Source organism: Neobacillus sp. NPDC093182 (assembly GCF_044754045.1).
Genome location: NZ_JBIVOI010000001.1, coordinates 35,614 through 54,601, shown reverse-complemented (window position 1 = coordinate 54,601; position 18,988 = coordinate 35,614). Strand labels below are relative to the sequence as shown.

Genomic DNA, 18,988 nt, shown 5'->3' with positions numbered 1-18,988 from the left:
TTATTTAATTCTTTTCAGAGAGCTGGGGAAGGTGAGAGCCCGGTAAGAATGGATTTGTGGAATGGACTTGTGAGAGGCTGCCTGAACATAAGTAGGGCCGCACGGAGTTCCACCGTTAAAAGGATAGGATATCGGACGTTTATATCGTCCAGTATCTGAAAGAGGAAGCTGCAGATCGCAGCTTCAAATGGAGGTGGCACCACGGTTATAAGAATCGTCCTCTATATGCATAAAGACTTTTTATGTATATAGAGGACGATTTTTTTTATTTATTACGAAAGGATGCAAATACATGAAAACAAAAAATGGCTTTTTCTTAAAAGAATTAAAAGGGGATACATTCACACCCATCTCTATTTTGCAGAAGATCAGCGGAGACAAAAAATTCTTATTAGAAAGTTCACATAAGTACCATGACTCTGGGCGTTATTCTTTCATTGGTTCAGACCCTGCGTTTGAGCTAATATCCAGAGGGGACTCTAATCAAATAGTATATCGAAATGGCGAACAAGAGGTTTTACAAGGAAATCCATTAGAAATTATTAAAACATTGCTGCCGCAGGTGGATGAAGCACCTTTCCCATTTATTGGCGGAGCAGTCGGGTATGTAGGTTATGACATTATCCGTCAATTTGAAGTAATTGGGGAAGAGTTTCCCAATGGACTGAATATGCCGGATGTCCACTTAATGTTTTATGAGGAAGTTATTGTTTTTGATCACCTTGAAGAAAAAATTACGATTTGCAGTACCTCACTTTCGAAAGGAAGCGAAAGAGATTCACTTGAAAAGAGGATGGAGCAAAGGATAGAAGAATTGAAGCAGCCTGCCATCTATCAAGATGACACACCATTTAAATTTTCAGGCTTTGAGTCAGAAACATCAAAGGAACAATTTATCGAAAATGTAGAAATTGCAAAGGAGCATATAAAAGCGGGTGATATTTTTCAGGTGGTACTGTCAAGACGAATGAAGTCGTCTTTCCAAGGATCGCCCTTATCACTCTATCGCAAGCACCGTGCTCATAACCCAACACCATATATGTTTTATATTGATTTCAATGGATATACGGTAATCGGTTCTTCACCGGAAAGTCTTATCAAGACTAGAGGAACTCAGGTGTTTGCAAATCCAATCGCAGGTACAAAAAAACGAGGGAAAACAAATGAGGAAGATCTTTTAATTGAAAAAGAATTGAAGAGTGACGAAAAGGAATTGGCAGAGCATAAAATGCTCGTTGACCTCGGTCGAAATGATTTAGGTAGGGTTTGTGAATTTGGCTCTGTAACGGTGGATAAATATATGCAGGTTGAAAAGTTCCGTCATGTCATCCATCTTGTATCGGAGGTAAGTGGTACGTTAACAACAGACCATAGCAATCTTGACGCTTTGGGAGCATGTCTTCCTGCGGGGACTGTTTCAGGGGCACCGAAAATCAGGGCGATGGAAATTATTAATAAATTGGAGAAATCAAAAAGGGGACTTTATTCCGGAGCAATTGGTTATTTATCCGCCAACGGAAATATTGATTTTGCCCTAGCGATTCGGACGATGATTTTGAAAGAGGGAACTGCCTATATTCAGGCAGGCGCAGGGATTGTACACGACTCTAATCCTGAGTCAGAGTATGAAGAAACGATAAATAAATTAAAAGCCTTTTTGGAGGGTGAACAATGATTTTATTAATAGATAATTACGACTCTTTTACCTTCAATCTTTATCAATATTTAGGGGAATTAGGAGAAAGCGTAACGGTCATTAGAAATAATCAACTTACCATTGAGCAAATAAAGGAAATGAATCCTAAGGCCATTATCCTTTCTCCAGGTCCTGGGAAACCAGAGGATGCGGGAATTTGTATTGAGGTCATTCAAAAGTTATATCAAGACATTCCAATATTGGGTATTTGTTTAGGTCATCAAGCAATCGGGGCTGCATTTGGCAGTGAAATAAGGAGAGCCAATTTTATAAAGCATGGAAAAACATCACAAATCACACATAATGGTAATGGAATTTTTACTTATTTGACGTCTCCGTTAGAAGTGATGCGCTATCACTCTTTGGTTGTGGATAAGGAGAAGCTTTCACCCGAATTGGAATGTGCTGCCCATTCACTTGATGATCAAGAAATAATGGCACTCAAGCACCGTTATTATCCAGTATTCGGTTTACAGTTTCATCCCGAATCGATTGGCACACCATCTGGAAAGCAAATGCTCCAAAACTTTTTATCTGAAATAGAAGGGAAGAAGAAAAATGAAGAATTTTTTACTCCAGTTAGCTGAAGGTGAATCTTTCACTGAGCCTCAAATGAAAGAGGCAATGGACTTACTATTAGGTGAAGAGGTATCTGAAAGTGAAATTGCTGCCTTTTTAATGGGTTTAAAATCCAAAGGGGAAACAGTAGAAGAAATTACTGGCATTGTGAAAGGACTCAAAGAGAACACCCTTCCTTTTCGTAAGAAGTTTCCGAATGTTCTAGATAATTGCGGTACGGGCGGGGATGGCTCATCGAGTTTTAATATTAGTACGACTTCCGCCTTTGTGATTGCAGGTGCTGGCATCCCTGTTGCAAAACATGGAAACCGAAGTATATCAAGCAAAACCGGAAGTGCAGATGTGCTGGAGTATTTAGGGATCAACTTAAATTTACCTGTAGATGTAACAGAAGAAATTCTCGATGAACTTGGTATTGCTTTCCTGTTCGCACCCCATGTACATCCAAAACTTAAAAAGGTCATGATGGTTCGAAGACAACTGAAAATCCCAACCATTTTCAATTTTATCGGTCCTCTAACCAATCCGATTGATTTGGATTATCAGTTACTCGGTGTCTATCGAAGGGACTTACTCCCTGTTTTTGCAGAGGTACTGCAAAATCTAGGCCGCAAACGTGCCGTTGTTATAAACGGTGCAGGATTTATGGATGAGGCATCACTTCAGGGAGAGAACCATCTAACACTTCTAGAAGACGGTGTAATCTCCAGTCAAAGCTTTGTACCGGGAGAAGTAGGGCTGCCGCAATATGATAACAGCGCCATTAAGGGCGGGGATTCCAAAGAAAATGCAATCATTCTTAAGAATGTCCTTTCAGGAGAAAAGGGTGCCTGTCGAGATACAGTCCTATTAAATGCTGGAATAGGAATTTATACAAGTGGAAAAGCAGAAACCATTTCTGAAGGAATTAATATTGCCAGGGAAGTTATTGACTCAGGAGCCGCCTATGAAAAATTACATCGTTTAATTGAAGTGACTCGAAAAGCTCAAAGAGAGGCGATATAAAGTGGAAACCATATTAGACCGTATCATTCAGGAGAAACGAAAAGAGGTCCAAAAACTTAGAGAAGAAAATCAGCTGAACATACAATCAAAACCTAAAAGATCTCTTATCAAAAAATTACAGGAAGCCGAAGAAATTGCCATTATTTCTGAATTTAAGCGGGCATCTCCGTCAAAAGGAATTATTAACAACGGAGTAGAACCGGCAGAACAGGCAGTTCGATATGAGCAGGCAGGAGCTTCCGCTATTTCAGTGCTAACTGACACAACTTTCTTTAAAGGTTCTTTTTCAGATTTAAGAGCTGTTAGAGAAGTGGTAAATCTACCAATCCTCTGTAAGGATTTTATGATTGATACAAGTCAAATTGATATGGCGGCAAAGAATGGTGCAGATATCATCCTGCTGATCGTGGCTGCATTAGATGAGATTACACTAAGAAATCTGTATCAATATGCAAGAGGTCTTGATTTAGAGGTATTAGTAGAGGTTCATAATCAAGCTGAATTGGAAAAGGCGCTTACATTAGGAGCCCAATTAATAGGGGTAAATAATCGTGATTTGAAGACCTTTACTGTTTCTCTGGAGGCAACAGAAACGTTGGCGAAGTCCATCAAGGACGCAGGTGCCTTTCTGATTAGTGAAAGCGGAATACACAAAAAGGAAGATGTGGAGCGTGTACGAAACGCAGGCGCTAATGGAATTTTAGTTGGGGAAGCACTGATGAAAAGTCCAGACCTGCCAAAAGCCTTCCAAGATTTTATGCTGCCACTGGCAGGAGGTACCTTAAAATGAAAGTGAAAATTTGCGGGATTACCGACCTTACTACAGCATTAGCCGCGATTGATTATGGAGCGGATGCACTTGGTTTTGTTTTTGCAGAAAGCAAGCGCAAGATTTCACTAGAAAAAGCAAAAGAAATCATCGCCCATTTACCAAAAGAGGTGTTAAAAGTAGGGGTGTTCGTGAACGAAGGTAAAGAGATGATAGAGGAAATTGCTTCAAGTGTCGGTCTCACCCATGTTCAATTACATGGTGATGAAACTCCTGACTTTTGCGATTCCATAACATACCCAATTATAAAATCAATAAGCATTCACGGCGACCAGAGTTTAAAGAGAATGGAAGAATACTCTTGTGAATACGTTTTGCTTGATGGCCCAAAAGGCAAATACAGGGGAGGCAACGGAATGGCGTTTGATTGGACCTGTATTTCTGCAAACGAATTTAAGAATAAAAGGGTGATTCTTGCAGGAGGACTGCATGAAGATAACGTTGAAGAAGCGATAAGCCTGATTAACCCGCATATGGTCGATGTCAGCAGCGGTGTGGAAACCGAAGGGAAAAAGGACCTTGATAAAATCCAATCATTTATTAATAAGGCTAAAGGGAGCCATACAGGAGGAACAAGAAATGAAGTCATATACACTGCCGAATGAAAAAGGGCAATTTGGAATTTACGGGGGAAGATTCGTGCCGGAAACACTTATGAAGGCTGTTCTTGAGCTGGATGAAGCCTACCAAATCGCAAAAGAGGACCCAAGTTTCCAAGCAGAAATTGATGGTTACTTAACAGAATATGTAGGAAGAGAAACACCGCTTTATCATGCGAAAAATCTTACGAAATACGCGGGTGGTGCTCAAATATATCTTAAAAGAGAAGATCTTAACCATACAGGTGCACACAAAATCAACAATGCAATCGGTCAGGCTTTACTGGCTATACGCATGGGTAAAAGGAAAATTGTTGCCGAAACCGGTGCTGGCCAGCATGGTGTTGCGACTGCAACCGTGTGTGCCTTATTAAATCTAGAATGTATTATTTTTATGGGGGAAGAAGACATCAAGAGACAGGCATTAAATGTCTTTCGTATGGAGCTGCTCGGCGCTAAGGTTGTCAGTGTCACCTCAGGCAGCGCAACATTAAAAGACGCTGTTAATGAAGCATTAAGGTATTGGGTTGAACATGTTGAGGATACACATTACCTCTTGGGTTCTGTTATGGGACCTCACCCATTTCCGGTAATGGTAAGAGATTTTCAAAGTGTGATTGGCAAGGAAACAAAAAAGCAGTTCACGGCACTTGAAGGCAAGCTTCCAGAAGCGGTTGTGGCCTGTATAGGCGGCGGCAGCAATGCCATTGGAATGTTCCATCCGTTTATAGAGGATAAAGAAGTCAGTCTTTATGGTGTAGAGGCTGCGGGACAGGGGACAGACACGGATTTTCATGCTGCTTCACTCACAAAAGGAAGACCGGGTGTCCTTCATGGAGCATTAATGTACTTACTACAAGATGACGATGGACAAATTATCGAGGCACATTCTATTTCAGCTGGTCTTGATTATCCTGGTGTAGGTCCAGAACATAGTTACTTAAAAGACAGCGGCAGAGCGCAATACCGCTCTATTACGGATAGTGAGGCACTGGATTCATTCCAGCTTTTATCAAAATTAGAAGGGATCATCCCTGCTCTTGAAAGTGCTCATGCTGTAAGCTTTGCTGTTAAACTTGCTGCTGAAATGAAGGAAACCGAGCATATCGTAGTCTGCTTGTCCGGTCGTGGTGACAAGGATGTAACAGCTGTTAAAGAAAGGTTAGAAAGGGAGAGAGCATAATGAATAGAATTGAACAAAGTTTTAAGGTGTTAAAAGACCAAGAGCGGAAGGCTTTTATTCCCTATATTATGGGTGGAGATGGGGGACTTAATAACCTAACAGAGCATCTGCTCACGTTAGAAAAATTCGGTGCCACCTTGATTGAGGTAGGTGTTCCTTTTTCAGACCCTGTAGCAGATGGTCCAACCATTCAACAAGCCGGTATTAGAGCACTTCAAAATGGAACGACTCTAAGGGGAATTATTGCAGAACTTACAAAAGCAAGGGAAGTAGTGTCCATCCCTATCGTACTTATGACATACTTAAATCCTATCTATTCATATGGTATTTCTGCATTTGCACAAGATATCGCAAATGCCGGAGTCGATGGCTGTATTATTCCAGACCTTCCGATGGAAGAAGAAGAACTTCTAGCAGCAGAGCTTGAGGATAGGGGGATTGAATTAATTCGACTTGTTACGTTGACATCTCCCAAAGAGAGAATAAAAGAAATATCGAATCGAGGTAACGGCTTTTTATACACCGTTACGGTAAAAGGAATAACCGGAACAAGAAATGAATTTGATCAAGAAGTAGTCGGATTTTTAAAGACAGTAAAGGAAATTAGCCCTATTCCAGTTGTCGCCGGATTTGGTATCTCAAACGAAAAACAAATTAATGACCTAATCCCCCATTGTGATGGAGTTATTGTTGGCAGTAAGATTGTCGACTTATTCAATAAAAATGATTTAGATAGTCTTGAAAGCTTTATGTCAGTACTCAAACCTGAAAAAAACATCATTTAAGAATAGAAATCCACTCCATTGCGAGTGGATTTTTTACTGTGCGCCCGGCTTGGGTGCAGTCTCTAGAGTGAAAGTCCCGAACCATGAAGACAATAGTGATGGTTAGCTTAACGCAAGGGTGTCCGTGGTGACGCGGAATCTGAAGGAAGCGAACGGCAAACCTCCGGTCTGAGGAACACGAACTTCATATAAGGCTAGGTACCATTGGATGAGCTTGCAGTACAAAGCAAAGTCCTTACTGCCGAAGGTGGTACAGAGTAAATGAAGCAGTTAGATGGAGGGAAAGACTGTACTCTTACACGGGGAGGTCTAATTGATATGCCAAGTACACTTGGTAACCTATCCAGTAATGGATAGCTGAACAATCAGAAGTCAGCAGAGGTCATAGTACCATTCTAACTCGAGAAAGAATGGGAAGGACTGAACTATTAAGAAAGAATAAAACTGCGCATTCGGTAATTGCATTGAACACAGACAATCCGAAAGGACTTACCTAAGGGAGGAAGCGCTGAATCCGCTGGGGACTTTAGGAGGGTGGGGCAAGAGCCGGCATAAACAGAACCTTCGTTCACGTAGAAAGGAATAACATTATGTTAATGGAACGAATCTTGTCACGGGAAAATCTCTTAACTGCCCTAAAACGGATATAGCAGAACAAAGGAAGTCACGGCATAGATGGAATGTCCGTAAAATTCCTACGACGACATCTCTATGAAAACTGGGATTCCCTTCGGGAAATTCTGAGAACAGGTAACTATCAACCTTCTCCTATTCGTCGTGTCGAAATCCCGAAACTTAACATTCTATTAAAAATTTTTACCTTTACATTGAGATTCACAAAAATAAGTTTTTTATAAAATGTTTTTTGAAAACGACAGAATTAAAGTTTAATAAGTTTAAAAACGCAAAGGGAATTATAAAAAGTAATTAGTTGTAAATAGGGAGAAGAGTTAACCTTTAACATTATTAATATAATTTACTCAATTCCTCAAATATATTGACAGTTATCGAGAAGCATAATATAATCAAATTCAATCAAGAACATCCAAATTCAAGCAAATTTAATCAGTTTTAACAGAGTATTAAACCACGAAAAATCACTATTTCTACTTACCACATCTTTGAAACCGCTAACAAAAAGAAGTTCCTATCAAGAAGATTAATCAAAATGATTCACCCACATCTTTAAGGAAAATGACTCATAATAGAACGTCTTAAGGGAGGTGATACAGTAACGGATTTGTAAGCGTTAACATTCACATTCTTCAATATTTGTCTTGCTATGAGTATCGTTTTTATTAATTAAATTCCGCTAGGGTCAAAAGTTCTATAGTATCAAGAACTTATCCACTATTTAGGTGGTGATCCTACGCATCGCTCTTGACAAACACGCCAATGGTTTACCAGAAGGATATCAAGGGCGAAAGGAACAAAATAGAAGACATGCCAAATAAGCCCTTGTTTTTTCCATTTTAAACCACTGGCAAGTTCGGTTTGTTTAGAGTTCGCTGACACGATTGCTAATTTAGTTCAAGGGCTCTGCTAAACAAAAAGTTAGACTACCCGTTGCTCGATCATCCATTGTTGGGCTAACTCTATAAGCTTTGTCCAACGTGCTGGCATGGTAGGAAGCCCTTGTAATTGGGGGTTTATTACGGGTACTTTTCCTTCAAGGGATGCATGTGACCGTAAAAAATTAAAGTAGGCCACAAACAAAGTGGCAAAAGAAAAGGACCCTTTTTCTGATCCAAACCCATGAGTCGAGCGATAATTGCTTTTAAATGTTCGATTGAGTCTTTCGGTCATCTGTATTAGAGGTCTGTATTCCTTTGAGACTGGGTCTTCATTTGTAAGACTAATTACTTGCTTCACATCAAATGAAATGTCTTGTTGAGCGAAGAAGTGTTGGGCTAGAAGATAGATTGGATTTCCGTCAACGACGAATGTAATGTTCTCTGGAAACGTTTCATCTTCAGTAAGACTTCATCTATCGAACGAATGGCAGACATCGTATCACGATTTGCTGACACCGGATAGGAAAGGATAATCTTTTTCACAGCGTCAAAAAAGGAAAATAAATAATGCCTGCGTCCGTTCACTCGAATGTAAGTTTCATCACCACAAAATTGGTCAAAAAGTTCATAAGGATAGTGATCCACGTAAGGCTTAAGCAAAAGTGCAACACTATTTTCATAGTTCAATATCTTCTGGTGAGAAATGAGAGCACCGTTAACATCCTGCATATTGGCAGCTGTCTCACGGGCAGAAAGACCATAGTTTACATGATAGGTTAGTATCAATTCTAATGAATGGGGTGAAGCATAAATCTTAGATAAATCAACTACTGACATCTCAGGTGAGTCCTTGGATAAGGCTGGAAGTCAATGTGAACCGTCGGAAAATGAATCTTATTTTAAATGTCTGAGGGTTCTTTTTAAACCGTCCCTCTCTTTAGAAGACATCCCATTTAGTTTCTTTTGATAGCAGGGACAGTCATCATTTTTGCACTTCAACACATGAAAATCTTTTCCTTCTTTGAACTTCTCGAGAGTCTTGGAACAATGAGGATACTTAAGAATGGCCTCCTTTGAAAAACGATTCGTATCGCTGAAAAGGCAGGAACATACCTTGCATTGATACTGCCCTTTGTCCCCATTATTGCATAAAGGTAATCCGATGGAGCACCACACTTTGGACAGTTCATGGATTTAGGTACGGAAACTTTAGCATTCTTACGTCTTTGAACAGGTATAAGTGGTTTCCCGTTCTTCTTTATGTACTCAGTGATAAGAATTTGATAATCAAGCTTTTCTGGAACTTTAATGATTGGGAGATCATCTCCTGAAGTTTTCGATAGGGTTTATTCACTGGCTGTTCTGTTGGCTTGTCAAACATACTTTTACCTATCAATAAAGTAAGTAATGTTCGAAATATTTGTTCTTGAAAGTTTATATAAGTTAATAAATTGGTCATAATTTGAGGGTACAAATTGTCACTTCCTTTTCTAAGGTTGTTGGGTGTTTGGTAACCTAAATTATCCTTAGATTTCAGGGGGGCAATTTTTTTTGCTTGTAAAGCCCTCTATCAAGGTATTTTATTGCCTATTTCTTATAAAAGTTTTGACGATACGTAAATTCCTTAGGAGGGGTAATATGGAAACAAATAAATCTATTCAAATGCCATATTCAAAAGAACGACGGAACATTGTAGTAGGATTATCTGTTGGGTTATTAGCATTTTTAAGCGGTTTTCCTTTTAAGGCAACAAAAGTAAGCGCTGCCAACGAAACGATCTATTACCCAGTAGATTATGGAGCACAGTTAAATACCCCCAATTTTGACAACGCACCAATTATTAATAATCTTATTAATAATATGCCTCCATCTGGAGGAGTCATTGAATTACCAGCAGGAGAAATGTGGATTCATTCTCCAATTAAAATTAATCGCTCTTATGTGACAATCAGAGGCGTTAATGCGGGTACACGTTCGCATGTCGACAACGAAGAACAACCAGGTCTAAATCATCCAGGTGGAGGAAGTAAACTTATATTAGGTACAAACTGTCAAACAGGTATTGTTTCTGAAAAACGTGTTGGAGCACCACGAGTATCTTCGATTCAACTGGAAAACTTTTTGATTCAAGGTCGTGGAACAGGTAAAGGTCAAATTGCTGTTAATATCGAACATGATAATGATGCAGTTCGTATTATTGGTGTTTCAATAATCGCCGTAGGTATGGGTTTACGATCAGTAGGAGCTGACGCATTCACAGTAAGAGGCTGTTGGATTTCAGAAGTTCATGATGGACTTCATTCGCTCGGTTCTTCTCAGCAATTATTAGTAGCCAATAACTACTTTGGAGCACAACCGGGAGGAAGAAGTATATATTTAGAAAATCCTAACTGGGCAAATATAGTAGGTAACAACATCTATCCTGATGGACATGTATGTTTAGAAGCTAAAGGAGCCCAAAATTGTACGTTTACAGGAAATAATATCCAAAGCTACTATACTGGTGCTGTTATTATTAAAGGAGATGGAAATTTGTTTTCTGGAAAAGTGCAAGCGCTCAGATCTTCGGGTAACTGGTTACAGGACCCTATTGGGCGTGATGGTCTTTATGGACTGATTCATGTTGATGGAAATGATAATCATATCACTGCATCATCTATCAATTCTGATCAACCAGAAACTCACACTCGTATCTTAATTATGGGTGGTAATGGAAACTGGGTGACTAATACCAAGATTTATGGTAGGTCTTCGAATCGCAAAGTTGTAGTCAATGGTTCATGCGTGGATACGCGTATTGTTCATTCTGCGTCATCGCTTGATGTAGATAAAGCTAATTCGAATACAACAATCGTTTGGTAATTTATTGCTCTGCTATAACTCCATTTGGGGTACGACAACGATTCGTTCTTTTTTAGGCCACTCACAAAAAGCGAGGGCACATTCATTCATTTTGTTGAATTACCTTAAGGAGCGGGGGGCGATCTTACAAGTCATTTATGTCATTACAAAAATGCTCATTCAAGATCATTAAAGTCATAAGGAACCCTCTGTCTTATGGAAATCTTTCTGGATTCGCAATTGGACTTTAAATCATGTACTTTACTGCATTTTTTGTTAAATTTTAAGGAGCACATTTAAATCATTGGATCTAAATGTGCTGTCCTTATTATAGCTATATCATTAATCTTGTTAAGACCACAAAATTCCCCTAGAACGGTAAAGCAGCGGGTTCAACATTAAAAGAATTAAAAAAACTCTACTCAAGGTCTAATCGAAGAGAAAAGAAAGTAAAGAAAAGTATAAAAAAACTCGGTAAGAATATTGATTTAAACAAGTTTTTTGCTGAAGCTATTCTAAAAATGATATAAGCGTCTAAAAAAATCATTTGAAAAATTAGGAGGAAATATTATGCTTCAAAATATTGGAGTACCAGGATTAATACTAATTTTAACCATCGCCCTTATTATTTTCGGTCCTTCTAAGTTACCTGAAATAGGAAGAGCATTTGGCTCAACATTAAGAGAATTTAAAAAGTCTACCAGAGATCTTGTAACAGATAACTCAAATTCAGAAACATCTAATAAGAAAGAATAACTAACCAAATAATAATAGGAGATGTAGGTTCTGTCTTACATCTTCTTTTCCATGGAGTGATTAGGTTGGAAAATCAAAACATGCTTTTAGTTCAGCACTTGGAGGAATTACGTAAACGCATTATTATCACTTTAGTTGCCTTTCTGCTGTCTTTAGTCCTAGCATTTATATATGTCCAAGATATTTATCATGTGTTAGTTAAAGACTTGCCATTTAAGCTGGCTCTGTTAGGACCGAGTGATATCTTACTCGTTTATTTAATGATTGCAAGTGTTGTTGCTATTACAGCTACTATACCAGTTGCTGCGTACCAAGCTTGGTTGTATGTAAATCCAGCGTTAACACCAAAAGAACGCAGAGTTACCATCGCTTATATTCCAGGCCTATTTATTCTATTCATATTAGGAATTAGTTTTGGTTACTTTATTCTATTTCCTCTTGTACTAAATTTTTTAATGTCGCTATCAAATGATATGTTTACTACCTTCTTTACAACGGAGAAATATTTCCAATTTTTGCTACACATGACTTTGCCTTTTGGATTTCTGTTTGAACTTCCCGTTGTCATTATGTTTTTAACAAGTTTAGGTATTTTAAATCCATACCGTTTGCAAAAAGTTAGGAAATATGCATACTTTCTGTTAATCTTCGTTTCAATTTTGATTACGCCTCCAGACTTTCTTTCAGATATCCTGGTGGTTATACCTTTATTACTCTTATATGAAAGTAGTATCAGCCTATCTAAATTCGTTTATAAAAGACAGCAAAGGACTAAAAAAGATAAGAATGAGGTAGCGAATCTGTATTAAAATAAAAAGCTGATTCTTTAAAATAAGGTAAGGAATCAGCTTTTTTATGGCAGAAATAGTCATAAAAAAATAGAAGGTACTGTTGCGATTGGTACCACTACCGTTCAAGCTGCCATTAAGTATTGAAATGTATCAAGCTTTATTAAGCCGGTTGGCCAAAAATCATTTGGTTACATATGATGTCGAAAATGATTACAATCATCGAATAACTGGGCTCCTATACGAGGAGTCTATTTTCATTATCCTCTCCTTACTCAGGGGAGGATTTTTCATTTGCCTTTATACATGATTCTATAATCTTTGACACAAAATCTATGGTGGTAATACAAATTTAATAGATATTTGATAAAACGTTTAGTTGGGGCTCTCCAGCTTCGGAATTAATAAAGCTATATCTATGATGTATTTCAATTATCCTGTTACAAAATCTAATGTCACTCAAATTGTGAAAATACACTTTAACTTTTTGTGAATTTTCCAAATTTATATTGTATTTTGAAAAAAATACACATATAATCAAAAGTGAGCATAATTAAGCAAATTCATTCAAATAAATCATCTAAAATAATCATTACATTCTAAAAAAATACGAGGGAATTGATTTTGTGTACGGTATAGAAAGGAAATCTGCCATTTTAGATTTACTTAACAAAAATTCTAGAGTGGATGTGCAAGAATTAAGCCGCTACTTTAATTTGTCTGAATCAACCATTCGCAGGGACCTAAAGGAACTAGAGGAAGCCCAATTGTTAAAAAGAACACATGGTGGTGCTGTCCTTTTCCAAAGTGTGACGTTTGAACCGACTTACAATGAGAAAGAAGTGACTTTTCAGGAAGAGAAAAAGGCTATAGCAAAGGAAGCTGCTAAGTTTATTGAAAACGGAGAAAGCATTTTACTTGATTCTGGTACTACTACTTATTATCTTTCTCAAGAACTACGAAACTTTTCAAGCCTACGGGTTGTAACGAATTCAATCCTCTGTGCCAACGAGTTAAAGGATGTACCAGGAATAGAAGTAGTTTTATGTGGAGGAAGTCTACGCTCTGAAACTCTAGCGTTAGTCGGTCCTTTAGCTGAGATTTGTTTTGATCAAATCCGTGTAGACAAAACCTTTATTGCTACGAATGGTGTTGATGTTGAAAATGGTTTAACCACCCCAAATTTAACTGAGGCAGCAACAAAAAAGAAGATGATCGCTTGCGGGAAAAAGGTAATTCTCATCACCGACCATACCAAAATAGGCCAGGTAAGTTTTGCAAAGTTTGCGGATATTCATGACATAAATTATTTAATAACCGATAGTGCAGCACCTAATACGGTAGTTAATCGCATTAATGAAGCGGGTATTACGGTTCATATTGTCTAATCATGGTGGCCTAGTAAACTACCAAGATAAATGAAAGTGCTTGGAAATGAAAACGGTTTAAAGGGGTTTGTTTGAAGTTTAGGAGGTGAGGCCTATAAAGATAAGGGTAGGAACAGCTCTTACGTAAGGTATGAAAATGAGAAAAAATTTACAAAAAAAGATGCGATTCAGGCTCCCACGACCAAATGGAATTTAGCCCTAAATCACACCTTTGCTTGAGTTTGACTAAAATCAATGAAATTTTAGCACTCATTTTCATAGTAGAGCATAACTGATTTTTTTACAAGGATTGACTTATTTAAAAATCTTTTACTAACTATTATTCGGGGGTTTGCACACTATGAAAAATATAAAAATTTTTAGCATTGTACTAGTAATTGTCACTTTATTCTTATTAAGTGCATGTGGCAATAATGAAAACGTTTCCGGTTCTGATAATAAAGATAAAAATAACGATACTGATAAAAAACTTAAAATTGGATTAACTGTTCCAACATTAGGTAATCCGTTCTTCGTAGCGATGTCTAAAGGTGCTAAAGAAGTGGCTTCTAAGTATGATGCGGAAGTCATCACGGTAAGTGCGGATCATGACCTCGCGAAACAAACAGCACAAATCGAAGATTTCATTACAAAGAAAGTTGATTTAATCTTGTTGAGCCCATTTGATTCTGCTGGTATCGCAGGTGCGGTTGCTCAAGCAAAATCAGCAGGCATTCCGGTTGTGGCTCTTGATGGTTTTGCAGAGGGTGGCATTGACACAGTCGTTATGTCTGATAACGTTCAAGCAGGTAGATTAGCGGCAGAGTACCTTGTGAAGCAACTTGATGGAAAGGGTAACATTGTAATTATTGATGGTCCTCCCGTTTCTGCAGTAACAGACCGAATAAAAGGTTTTAACGAAGTGATTAGCAAATATCCAGACATTAAGGTTGTTGCAAAACAAAACGGTGAAGGAAACCGTGAAAAGGCACTAACGGTAATGGAAGGTATCCTTACTGCAAATAAAGAAATCAATGCCGTTTTTACCATCAATGATGAAGAAGCTACCGGAGTACAAATTGCTCAAGAACAAGCAGGCAGACAAGATGAATTCTTCGTGGTAAGTGTGGACGGCGCACCTGCAGCGGTGGATGCTTTGAAAAAAGGTGGAAGCTTTGCGGGTACTTCCGCACAATTCCCTAACCAGATGGTGATCGATGGTGTCGCTTTGGCATTAAAAATCATTGATGGAGAGAAAGTCGAGTCAGAGGTTCTTATTCCAACTGAATTTATCACTCAGGAAAATGTTGATTCCTATAAGGGATGGTAATCCATACCCCTTAGTGGTGTATTAATATATAGTGCTCTTTCTAGAGCACTATATTTACATCCTAGAAAAAACACATAAAAAGTGACCTAGGGAGTGGAATAAATGGCAGTATCTCAAATACAGGAACATACCAATCGTCAATCACAAACACGATCACCTATCATGAGTATGAAGGCAGTAAACAAACAATTTTCCGGTGTTAAGGTGTTACAAAACGTTAATATAGAACTTTATAAAGGGGAAGTTCATGCACTAATGGGAGAGAATGGTGCAGGGAAATCTACCTTAATGAAGATCATGGCAGGTGTGTATCAGCCTGATGCTGGCATGATTGTATATAAAGGTCAAGAAGTGCATTGGAATAATCCAATGGAGGCTAGAAATAAGGGAATTAGTGTTATTCACCAAGAGATAAGCCTATCACCCAATTTGTCCATTGGCGAGAATATTATGATGGGTACAACCTTTAGGAAAAATAGGTTTGGCCTAATCAAGTGGAATGAAATCTATGAAAAGGCGGGGCATGTTTTAAAATCAATCGGATCAACTTTAGATCCTCGAGCGGATGTATCTACCCTAAGTGTAGCACAACAACAAATGGTTGAGATTGCCCGTGCCTTATCCCTTAACTCTGAGATTTTAATTATGGATGAACCTACAGCCTCCCTTACGGATAAAGAAATAGAAAAGCTATTTGGTATTATTGAAGAATTAAGGCGAAAAGGCGTAGCGATCGTATATATTTCACATCGAATGGATGAAATATTTAAAATTTCAAATCGCTTTACTGTCCTTAGAGACGGGCAGTGGGTTACTAGTGGTCCGATATCAGAAACAAATCCCAAGAACTTAGTAAGGCTTATGGTAGGAAGAGAGTTAAATGAGCTGTTTGTAAGAGAAAAAATCAATAGTATGGTTAGGCCTGAGGAACGGAAACCAGTGCTTGAGTTGAAAGGTGTCTCTGACAAAAAGTTTGTGAAAGATATATCGTTGAAACTATACCCTGGTGAAATTGTAGGTTTAGCAGGCCTTGTCGGTGCCGGAAGGACGGAGCTTATAAGAACCATCTTTGGCTTATCCGATTTGTCAAATGGTCAAATCATCATGAATGGCCAGCAGGTCCATATAAAAAGTCCCATTGAAGCCATGAAACTTGGCATTGCCCATGTTCCTGAGAGTAGGAAGGAGCAGGGGTTATTACCGAATTTATCTGTAAAAGAAAATATTCTGATGGCACAATTACCAACGTATCGGAAATTTAAATTGTTGCAGTATAAGAAAATGAATCAGGATGCGGACCGATATATTGAAGAATTAGGTGTAAGAACGGCCTCAAAGGAACAAAACATAATGGGCCTTAGCGGTGGGAATCAACAAAAGGTTGTCATTGCTAAATGGCTATCTATCGGTCCTAGAGTGCTGCTCCTCGACGAACCGACACGTGGTGTAGACATAGGAGCGAAGACAGAAATTCATAAAATTATCAGTAAACTAGCCGATCAAGGGCTTGCGGTATTAATGATTTCGTCTGAATTACCCGAAGTTCTAGGAGTAAGTGATCGGATTTTAGTCATGCATGAGGGGAAACTTAGAGCTGAATTGTCTCGTGATGAAGCGACACAAGAAAAAATTATGTACTATGCTACTGGAGAGGTTAAATGATGAATACAAACATACAAACGTCTAGTCCAATTGTAGTTTCGTTCAAGGATCGTTCAAAAAAGATTTTTAATCAGCTAGGCATGTTAATCATTCTTGCTTTATTGATACTCATTATGATGGTTTTTGCACCAAATTTTATGGATTCAAGTAATATCTTGAACGTATTGAAGCAAAGCTCGATTACTGCCATCCTAGCAGCTGGGATGACCCTCGTTATATTAACAGGCGGCATTGATTTGTCGGTAGGCTCAACCTTAGCGTTGGCAGGTGTCATCTCTGTATTACTTTCAAACGCTGGAATTCCTACAGTTGCGGCTATGTTAGCAGGTGCAGCAGTTGGATATGTAGCAGGGGCCATAAATGGTTTTTTAACTGCTGTCCCCAAACTGCCATCTTTTATCGTGACACTTGGTAGTATGACCTACCTGAGAGGTTTCGCCTATGTTATAACGGGGGGATATCCTGTCGTTTTGGCATCAGAGCAATTCAAGTTCATCGGAGCAGGTAAAATTCTTGGGATACCTACCCCTATTTATGTCATGTTAATTGTTTATATCATAATGTTCATCGTTTTGAAATACACAATGTTCGGACGACATGTTTATGCGATTGGTGGTAATGAGGAAGCAGCGCATCTTACAGGAATAAAGGTTAATCGCACATTGATCCATGTTTATTCCATAAGTGGCTTACTTGCAGGTATAAGTGGTGTTGTTATGGCAGGACGTTTGTTTTCAGGGCAGCCCATGGTAGGCATAGCATTTGAGCTGGACGCGATAGCAGCTGTTGTTCTGGGGGGCACTAGTTTTGTAGGTGGACGTGGCCGTATACAAGGTACGATTATTGGGGTTTTAATTGTAGCTGTATTAACAAATGGAATGACTTTGCTTAACGTTGATTTTTACTGGCAACAAGTTGTAAAAGGAATAGTTATCGTTATTGCCGTATTACTTGATAGATTACGCAGCAGAACATAACTTAGATTAACTTCAAACACACAAAGCCAGAAGAGCCTCCTTCTGGCTTAAAATTTCAACTAAACGAGAGAGATTCACATGTAAGATGCGATTTTATGATATGAGAAAAAGAGTTGAAAAATTACCCGAGAATTGATTAATGATAAAGTATTTGTAAACATGGGAATTAATTTCCGATTAAACGTATTCTGTTAGTAACAAGGAGGTTTTCTTTTGAAAACGTTCAAAATGGTGTGTTTAGATATTGATGGAACTTTATTGAATTCGAGGCATGAGATTACGGAACACACAAAACAAGTCATTCGTAAAGTCGTAAATGAAAAACAAATTCCGGTCATCTTAGTTTCGGCAAGAATGCCTAAAGGAATTCTGTTTATACAGAAAGAACTAAATATTGTACAGCCGATTATTTGTTACAATGGTGCTCTTATTTGGAATCATGGTGACCAGCAGTTGAACATTACAATACCTGTTTCAAAGGTTAAGATGGTATATACCATAGTTAAAAAATTGGGCATCCATATTAGTTTATACAAGGATGATGAGTGGTTTATAGAAGAATTTGATGAATGGGCCAAACAAGAGAGTGAAATAACAAAAATTACTCCGAATATCACTGATTTTAGAAATTTATTTTCAATATGGGAGCAAGAAAATACGGGAGCAAATAAAATTTTATGTATGGCTGATTATAACAGAATACAAAAATTGGATGTAGAACTGAAAAAATATCTTTCTACTCATTTAAATATTTATCCCTCAAAATCTACATATTTAGAAATTATGCCCAATCACGCATCCAAGACCTCTGGCATTGAATTTTTGTGCAAAGAATTTGGTATCCAAAGAAGTGAGATTATTTCTATAGGCGACAACTATAATGATATTAATATGATTGAATTCGCTGGACTTGGCATTGCTATGGGAAATGCACCAATACAAGTTAAAGAAATTGCGGATGATATCACACTATCTAATGATCAGGACGGTGTTGCAGAGGCTTTAAAAAAATACATCCTATCATAAAAAGGAATTTATTTTATTTTTCTGAAAAAAAAACGTTGAAACGTTTCCAAT

15 protein-coding genes, 2 pseudogenes and 1 other annotated feature (1 of these 18 cut by a window edge) are annotated in these 18,988 nt (G+C 38.2%); of the genes and pseudogenes, 16 read left to right on the top strand and 1 reads right to left on the bottom strand.

Annotation, left to right across the window (positions count from 1 at the left end):
• Positions 1-225, top strand: a binding site (T-box leader) (it extends 28 nt beyond the left edge of the window).
• 67 nt (positions 226-292) lie between these two features.
• The 8 genes and pseudogenes from trpE to ACIQAA_RS00215 all read left to right on the top strand — a co-directional run.
• Positions 293-1,675: an anthranilate synthase component I gene (gene trpE, locus ACIQAA_RS00250; protein WP_402613501.1), complete on the top strand. Its 1,383-nt coding sequence runs from the start codon at positions 293-295 to the stop codon at positions 1,673-1,675.
• Positions 1,672-2,283 (top strand): anthranilate synthase component II, encoded by a 612-nt coding sequence (locus ACIQAA_RS00245; protein ID WP_402613499.1) that lies wholly within the window; start codon positions 1,672-1,674, stop codon positions 2,281-2,283. Before trpE ends, ACIQAA_RS00245 begins: the two co-directional genes overlap by 4 nt.
• Positions 2,255-3,280, top strand: coding sequence for an anthranilate phosphoribosyltransferase (gene trpD / locus ACIQAA_RS00240; RefSeq protein ID WP_402613497.1), 1,026 nt, complete (start codon positions 2,255-2,257; stop codon positions 3,278-3,280). Before ACIQAA_RS00245 ends, trpD begins: the two co-directional genes overlap by 29 nt.
• Before the next feature lies 1 nt (position 3,281).
• On the top strand, positions 3,282-4,070 hold the full coding sequence (gene trpC / locus ACIQAA_RS00235) for an indole-3-glycerol phosphate synthase TrpC (RefSeq protein ID WP_402613495.1): 789 nt from the start codon (positions 3,282-3,284) through the stop codon (positions 4,068-4,070).
• Complete coding sequence (locus ACIQAA_RS00230) at positions 4,067-4,714, top strand: phosphoribosylanthranilate isomerase (RefSeq protein WP_402613493.1); 648 nt, start codon at positions 4,067-4,069, stop codon at positions 4,712-4,714. Before trpC ends, ACIQAA_RS00230 begins: the two co-directional genes overlap by 4 nt.
• A complete protein-coding gene (gene trpB / locus ACIQAA_RS00225; RefSeq protein WP_402613491.1) occupies positions 4,689-5,891 on the top strand; it encodes a tryptophan synthase subunit beta in 1,203 nt (400 codons plus the stop codon). The genes ACIQAA_RS00230 and trpB overlap by 26 nt, the downstream gene beginning before the upstream one ends.
• The gene (trpA, locus tag ACIQAA_RS00220) at positions 5,891-6,676 is read left to right on the top strand and encodes a tryptophan synthase subunit alpha (protein ID WP_402613489.1); all 786 of its coding nucleotides are present in this window, start codon (positions 5,891-5,893) and stop codon (positions 6,674-6,676) included. Before trpB ends, trpA begins: the two co-directional genes overlap by 1 nt.
• Before the next feature lie 590 nt (positions 6,677-7,266).
• A pseudogene (locus tag ACIQAA_RS00215) lies at positions 7,267-7,512 on the top strand (group II intron reverse transcriptase/maturase); the annotation flags it as partial.
• A gap of 718 nt (positions 7,513-8,230) precedes the next feature.
• Here the strand turns inward: ACIQAA_RS00215 and ACIQAA_RS00210 are convergent.
• Positions 8,231-9,664, bottom strand: a pseudogene (locus ACIQAA_RS00210) (IS6 family transposase).
• Positions 9,665-9,828: 164 nt separating this feature from the next.
• Here ACIQAA_RS00210 and ACIQAA_RS00205 point away from each other — a divergent pair.
• The 8 genes from ACIQAA_RS00205 (at position 9,829) to ACIQAA_RS00170 (ending at position 18,937) form a co-directional block, all read left to right on the top strand.
• Entirely contained in the window at positions 9,829-11,052 is a 1,224-nt protein-coding gene (locus tag ACIQAA_RS00205; RefSeq protein WP_402613487.1) for a NosD domain-containing protein, read from the top strand.
• A gap of 549 nt (positions 11,053-11,601) precedes the next feature.
• A complete protein-coding gene (locus ACIQAA_RS00200; RefSeq protein WP_402613485.1) occupies positions 11,602-11,787 on the top strand; it encodes a twin-arginine translocase TatA/TatE family subunit in 186 nt (61 codons plus the stop codon).
• Between the two features lie 80 nt (positions 11,788-11,867).
• On the top strand, positions 11,868-12,596 hold the full coding sequence (gene tatC, locus ACIQAA_RS00195; RefSeq protein ID WP_402615535.1) for a twin-arginine translocase subunit TatC: 729 nt from the start codon (positions 11,868-11,870) through the stop codon (positions 12,594-12,596).
• A gap of 605 nt (positions 12,597-13,201) precedes the next feature.
• On the top strand, positions 13,202-13,963 hold the full coding sequence (locus ACIQAA_RS00190) for a DeoR/GlpR family DNA-binding transcription regulator (protein ID WP_402613483.1): 762 nt from the start codon (positions 13,202-13,204) through the stop codon (positions 13,961-13,963).
• A gap of 340 nt (positions 13,964-14,303) precedes the next feature.
• Entirely contained in the window at positions 14,304-15,272 is a 969-nt protein-coding gene (locus ACIQAA_RS00185; protein WP_402613481.1) for an ABC transporter substrate-binding protein, read from the top strand.
• 102 nt (positions 15,273-15,374) lie between these two features.
• On the top strand, positions 15,375-16,934 hold the full coding sequence (locus ACIQAA_RS00180) for a sugar ABC transporter ATP-binding protein (RefSeq protein WP_402613479.1): 1,560 nt from the start codon (positions 15,375-15,377) through the stop codon (positions 16,932-16,934).
• Entirely contained in the window at positions 16,934-17,911 is a 978-nt protein-coding gene (locus tag ACIQAA_RS00175; protein ID WP_402613477.1) for an ABC transporter permease, read from the top strand. The genes ACIQAA_RS00180 and ACIQAA_RS00175 overlap by 1 nt, the downstream gene beginning before the upstream one ends.
• A gap of 213 nt (positions 17,912-18,124) precedes the next feature.
• Positions 18,125-18,937: a Cof-type HAD-IIB family hydrolase gene (locus ACIQAA_RS00170; RefSeq protein ID WP_402613475.1), complete on the top strand. Its 813-nt coding sequence runs from the start codon at positions 18,125-18,127 to the stop codon at positions 18,935-18,937.
• Positions 18,938-18,988 lie beyond the last annotated feature (51 nt).

Coding starts and splice junctions, on each gene's coding strand:
- trpE (WP_402613501.1), top strand. CDS start 293: ATGAAAACAAAAAATGGCTTTTTCTTAAAAGAATTAAAAGGGGATACA.
- ACIQAA_RS00180 (WP_402613479.1), top strand. CDS start 15,375: ATGGCAGTATCTCAAATACAGGAACATACCAATCGTCAATCACAAACA.
- ACIQAA_RS00205 (WP_402613487.1), top strand. CDS start 9,829: ATGGAAACAAATAAATCTATTCAAATGCCATATTCAAAAGAACGACGG.
- trpA (WP_402613489.1), top strand. CDS start 5,891: ATGAATAGAATTGAACAAAGTTTTAAGGTGTTAAAAGACCAAGAGCGG.
- trpB (WP_402613491.1), top strand. CDS start 4,689: ATGAAGTCATATACACTGCCGAATGAAAAAGGGCAATTTGGAATTTAC.
- ACIQAA_RS00175 (WP_402613477.1), top strand. CDS start 16,934: ATGAATACAAACATACAAACGTCTAGTCCAATTGTAGTTTCGTTCAAG.
- tatC (WP_402615535.1), top strand. CDS start 11,868: ATGCTTTTAGTTCAGCACTTGGAGGAATTACGTAAACGCATTATTATC.
- ACIQAA_RS00245 (WP_402613499.1), top strand. CDS start 1,672: ATGATTTTATTAATAGATAATTACGACTCTTTTACCTTCAATCTTTAT.
- ACIQAA_RS00185 (WP_402613481.1), top strand. CDS start 14,304: ATGAAAAATATAAAAATTTTTAGCATTGTACTAGTAATTGTCACTTTA.
- ACIQAA_RS00200 (WP_402613485.1), top strand. CDS start 11,602: ATGCTTCAAAATATTGGAGTACCAGGATTAATACTAATTTTAACCATC.
- trpD (WP_402613497.1), top strand. CDS start 2,255: ATGAAGAATTTTTTACTCCAGTTAGCTGAAGGTGAATCTTTCACTGAG.
- ACIQAA_RS00230 (WP_402613493.1), top strand. CDS start 4,067: ATGAAAGTGAAAATTTGCGGGATTACCGACCTTACTACAGCATTAGCC.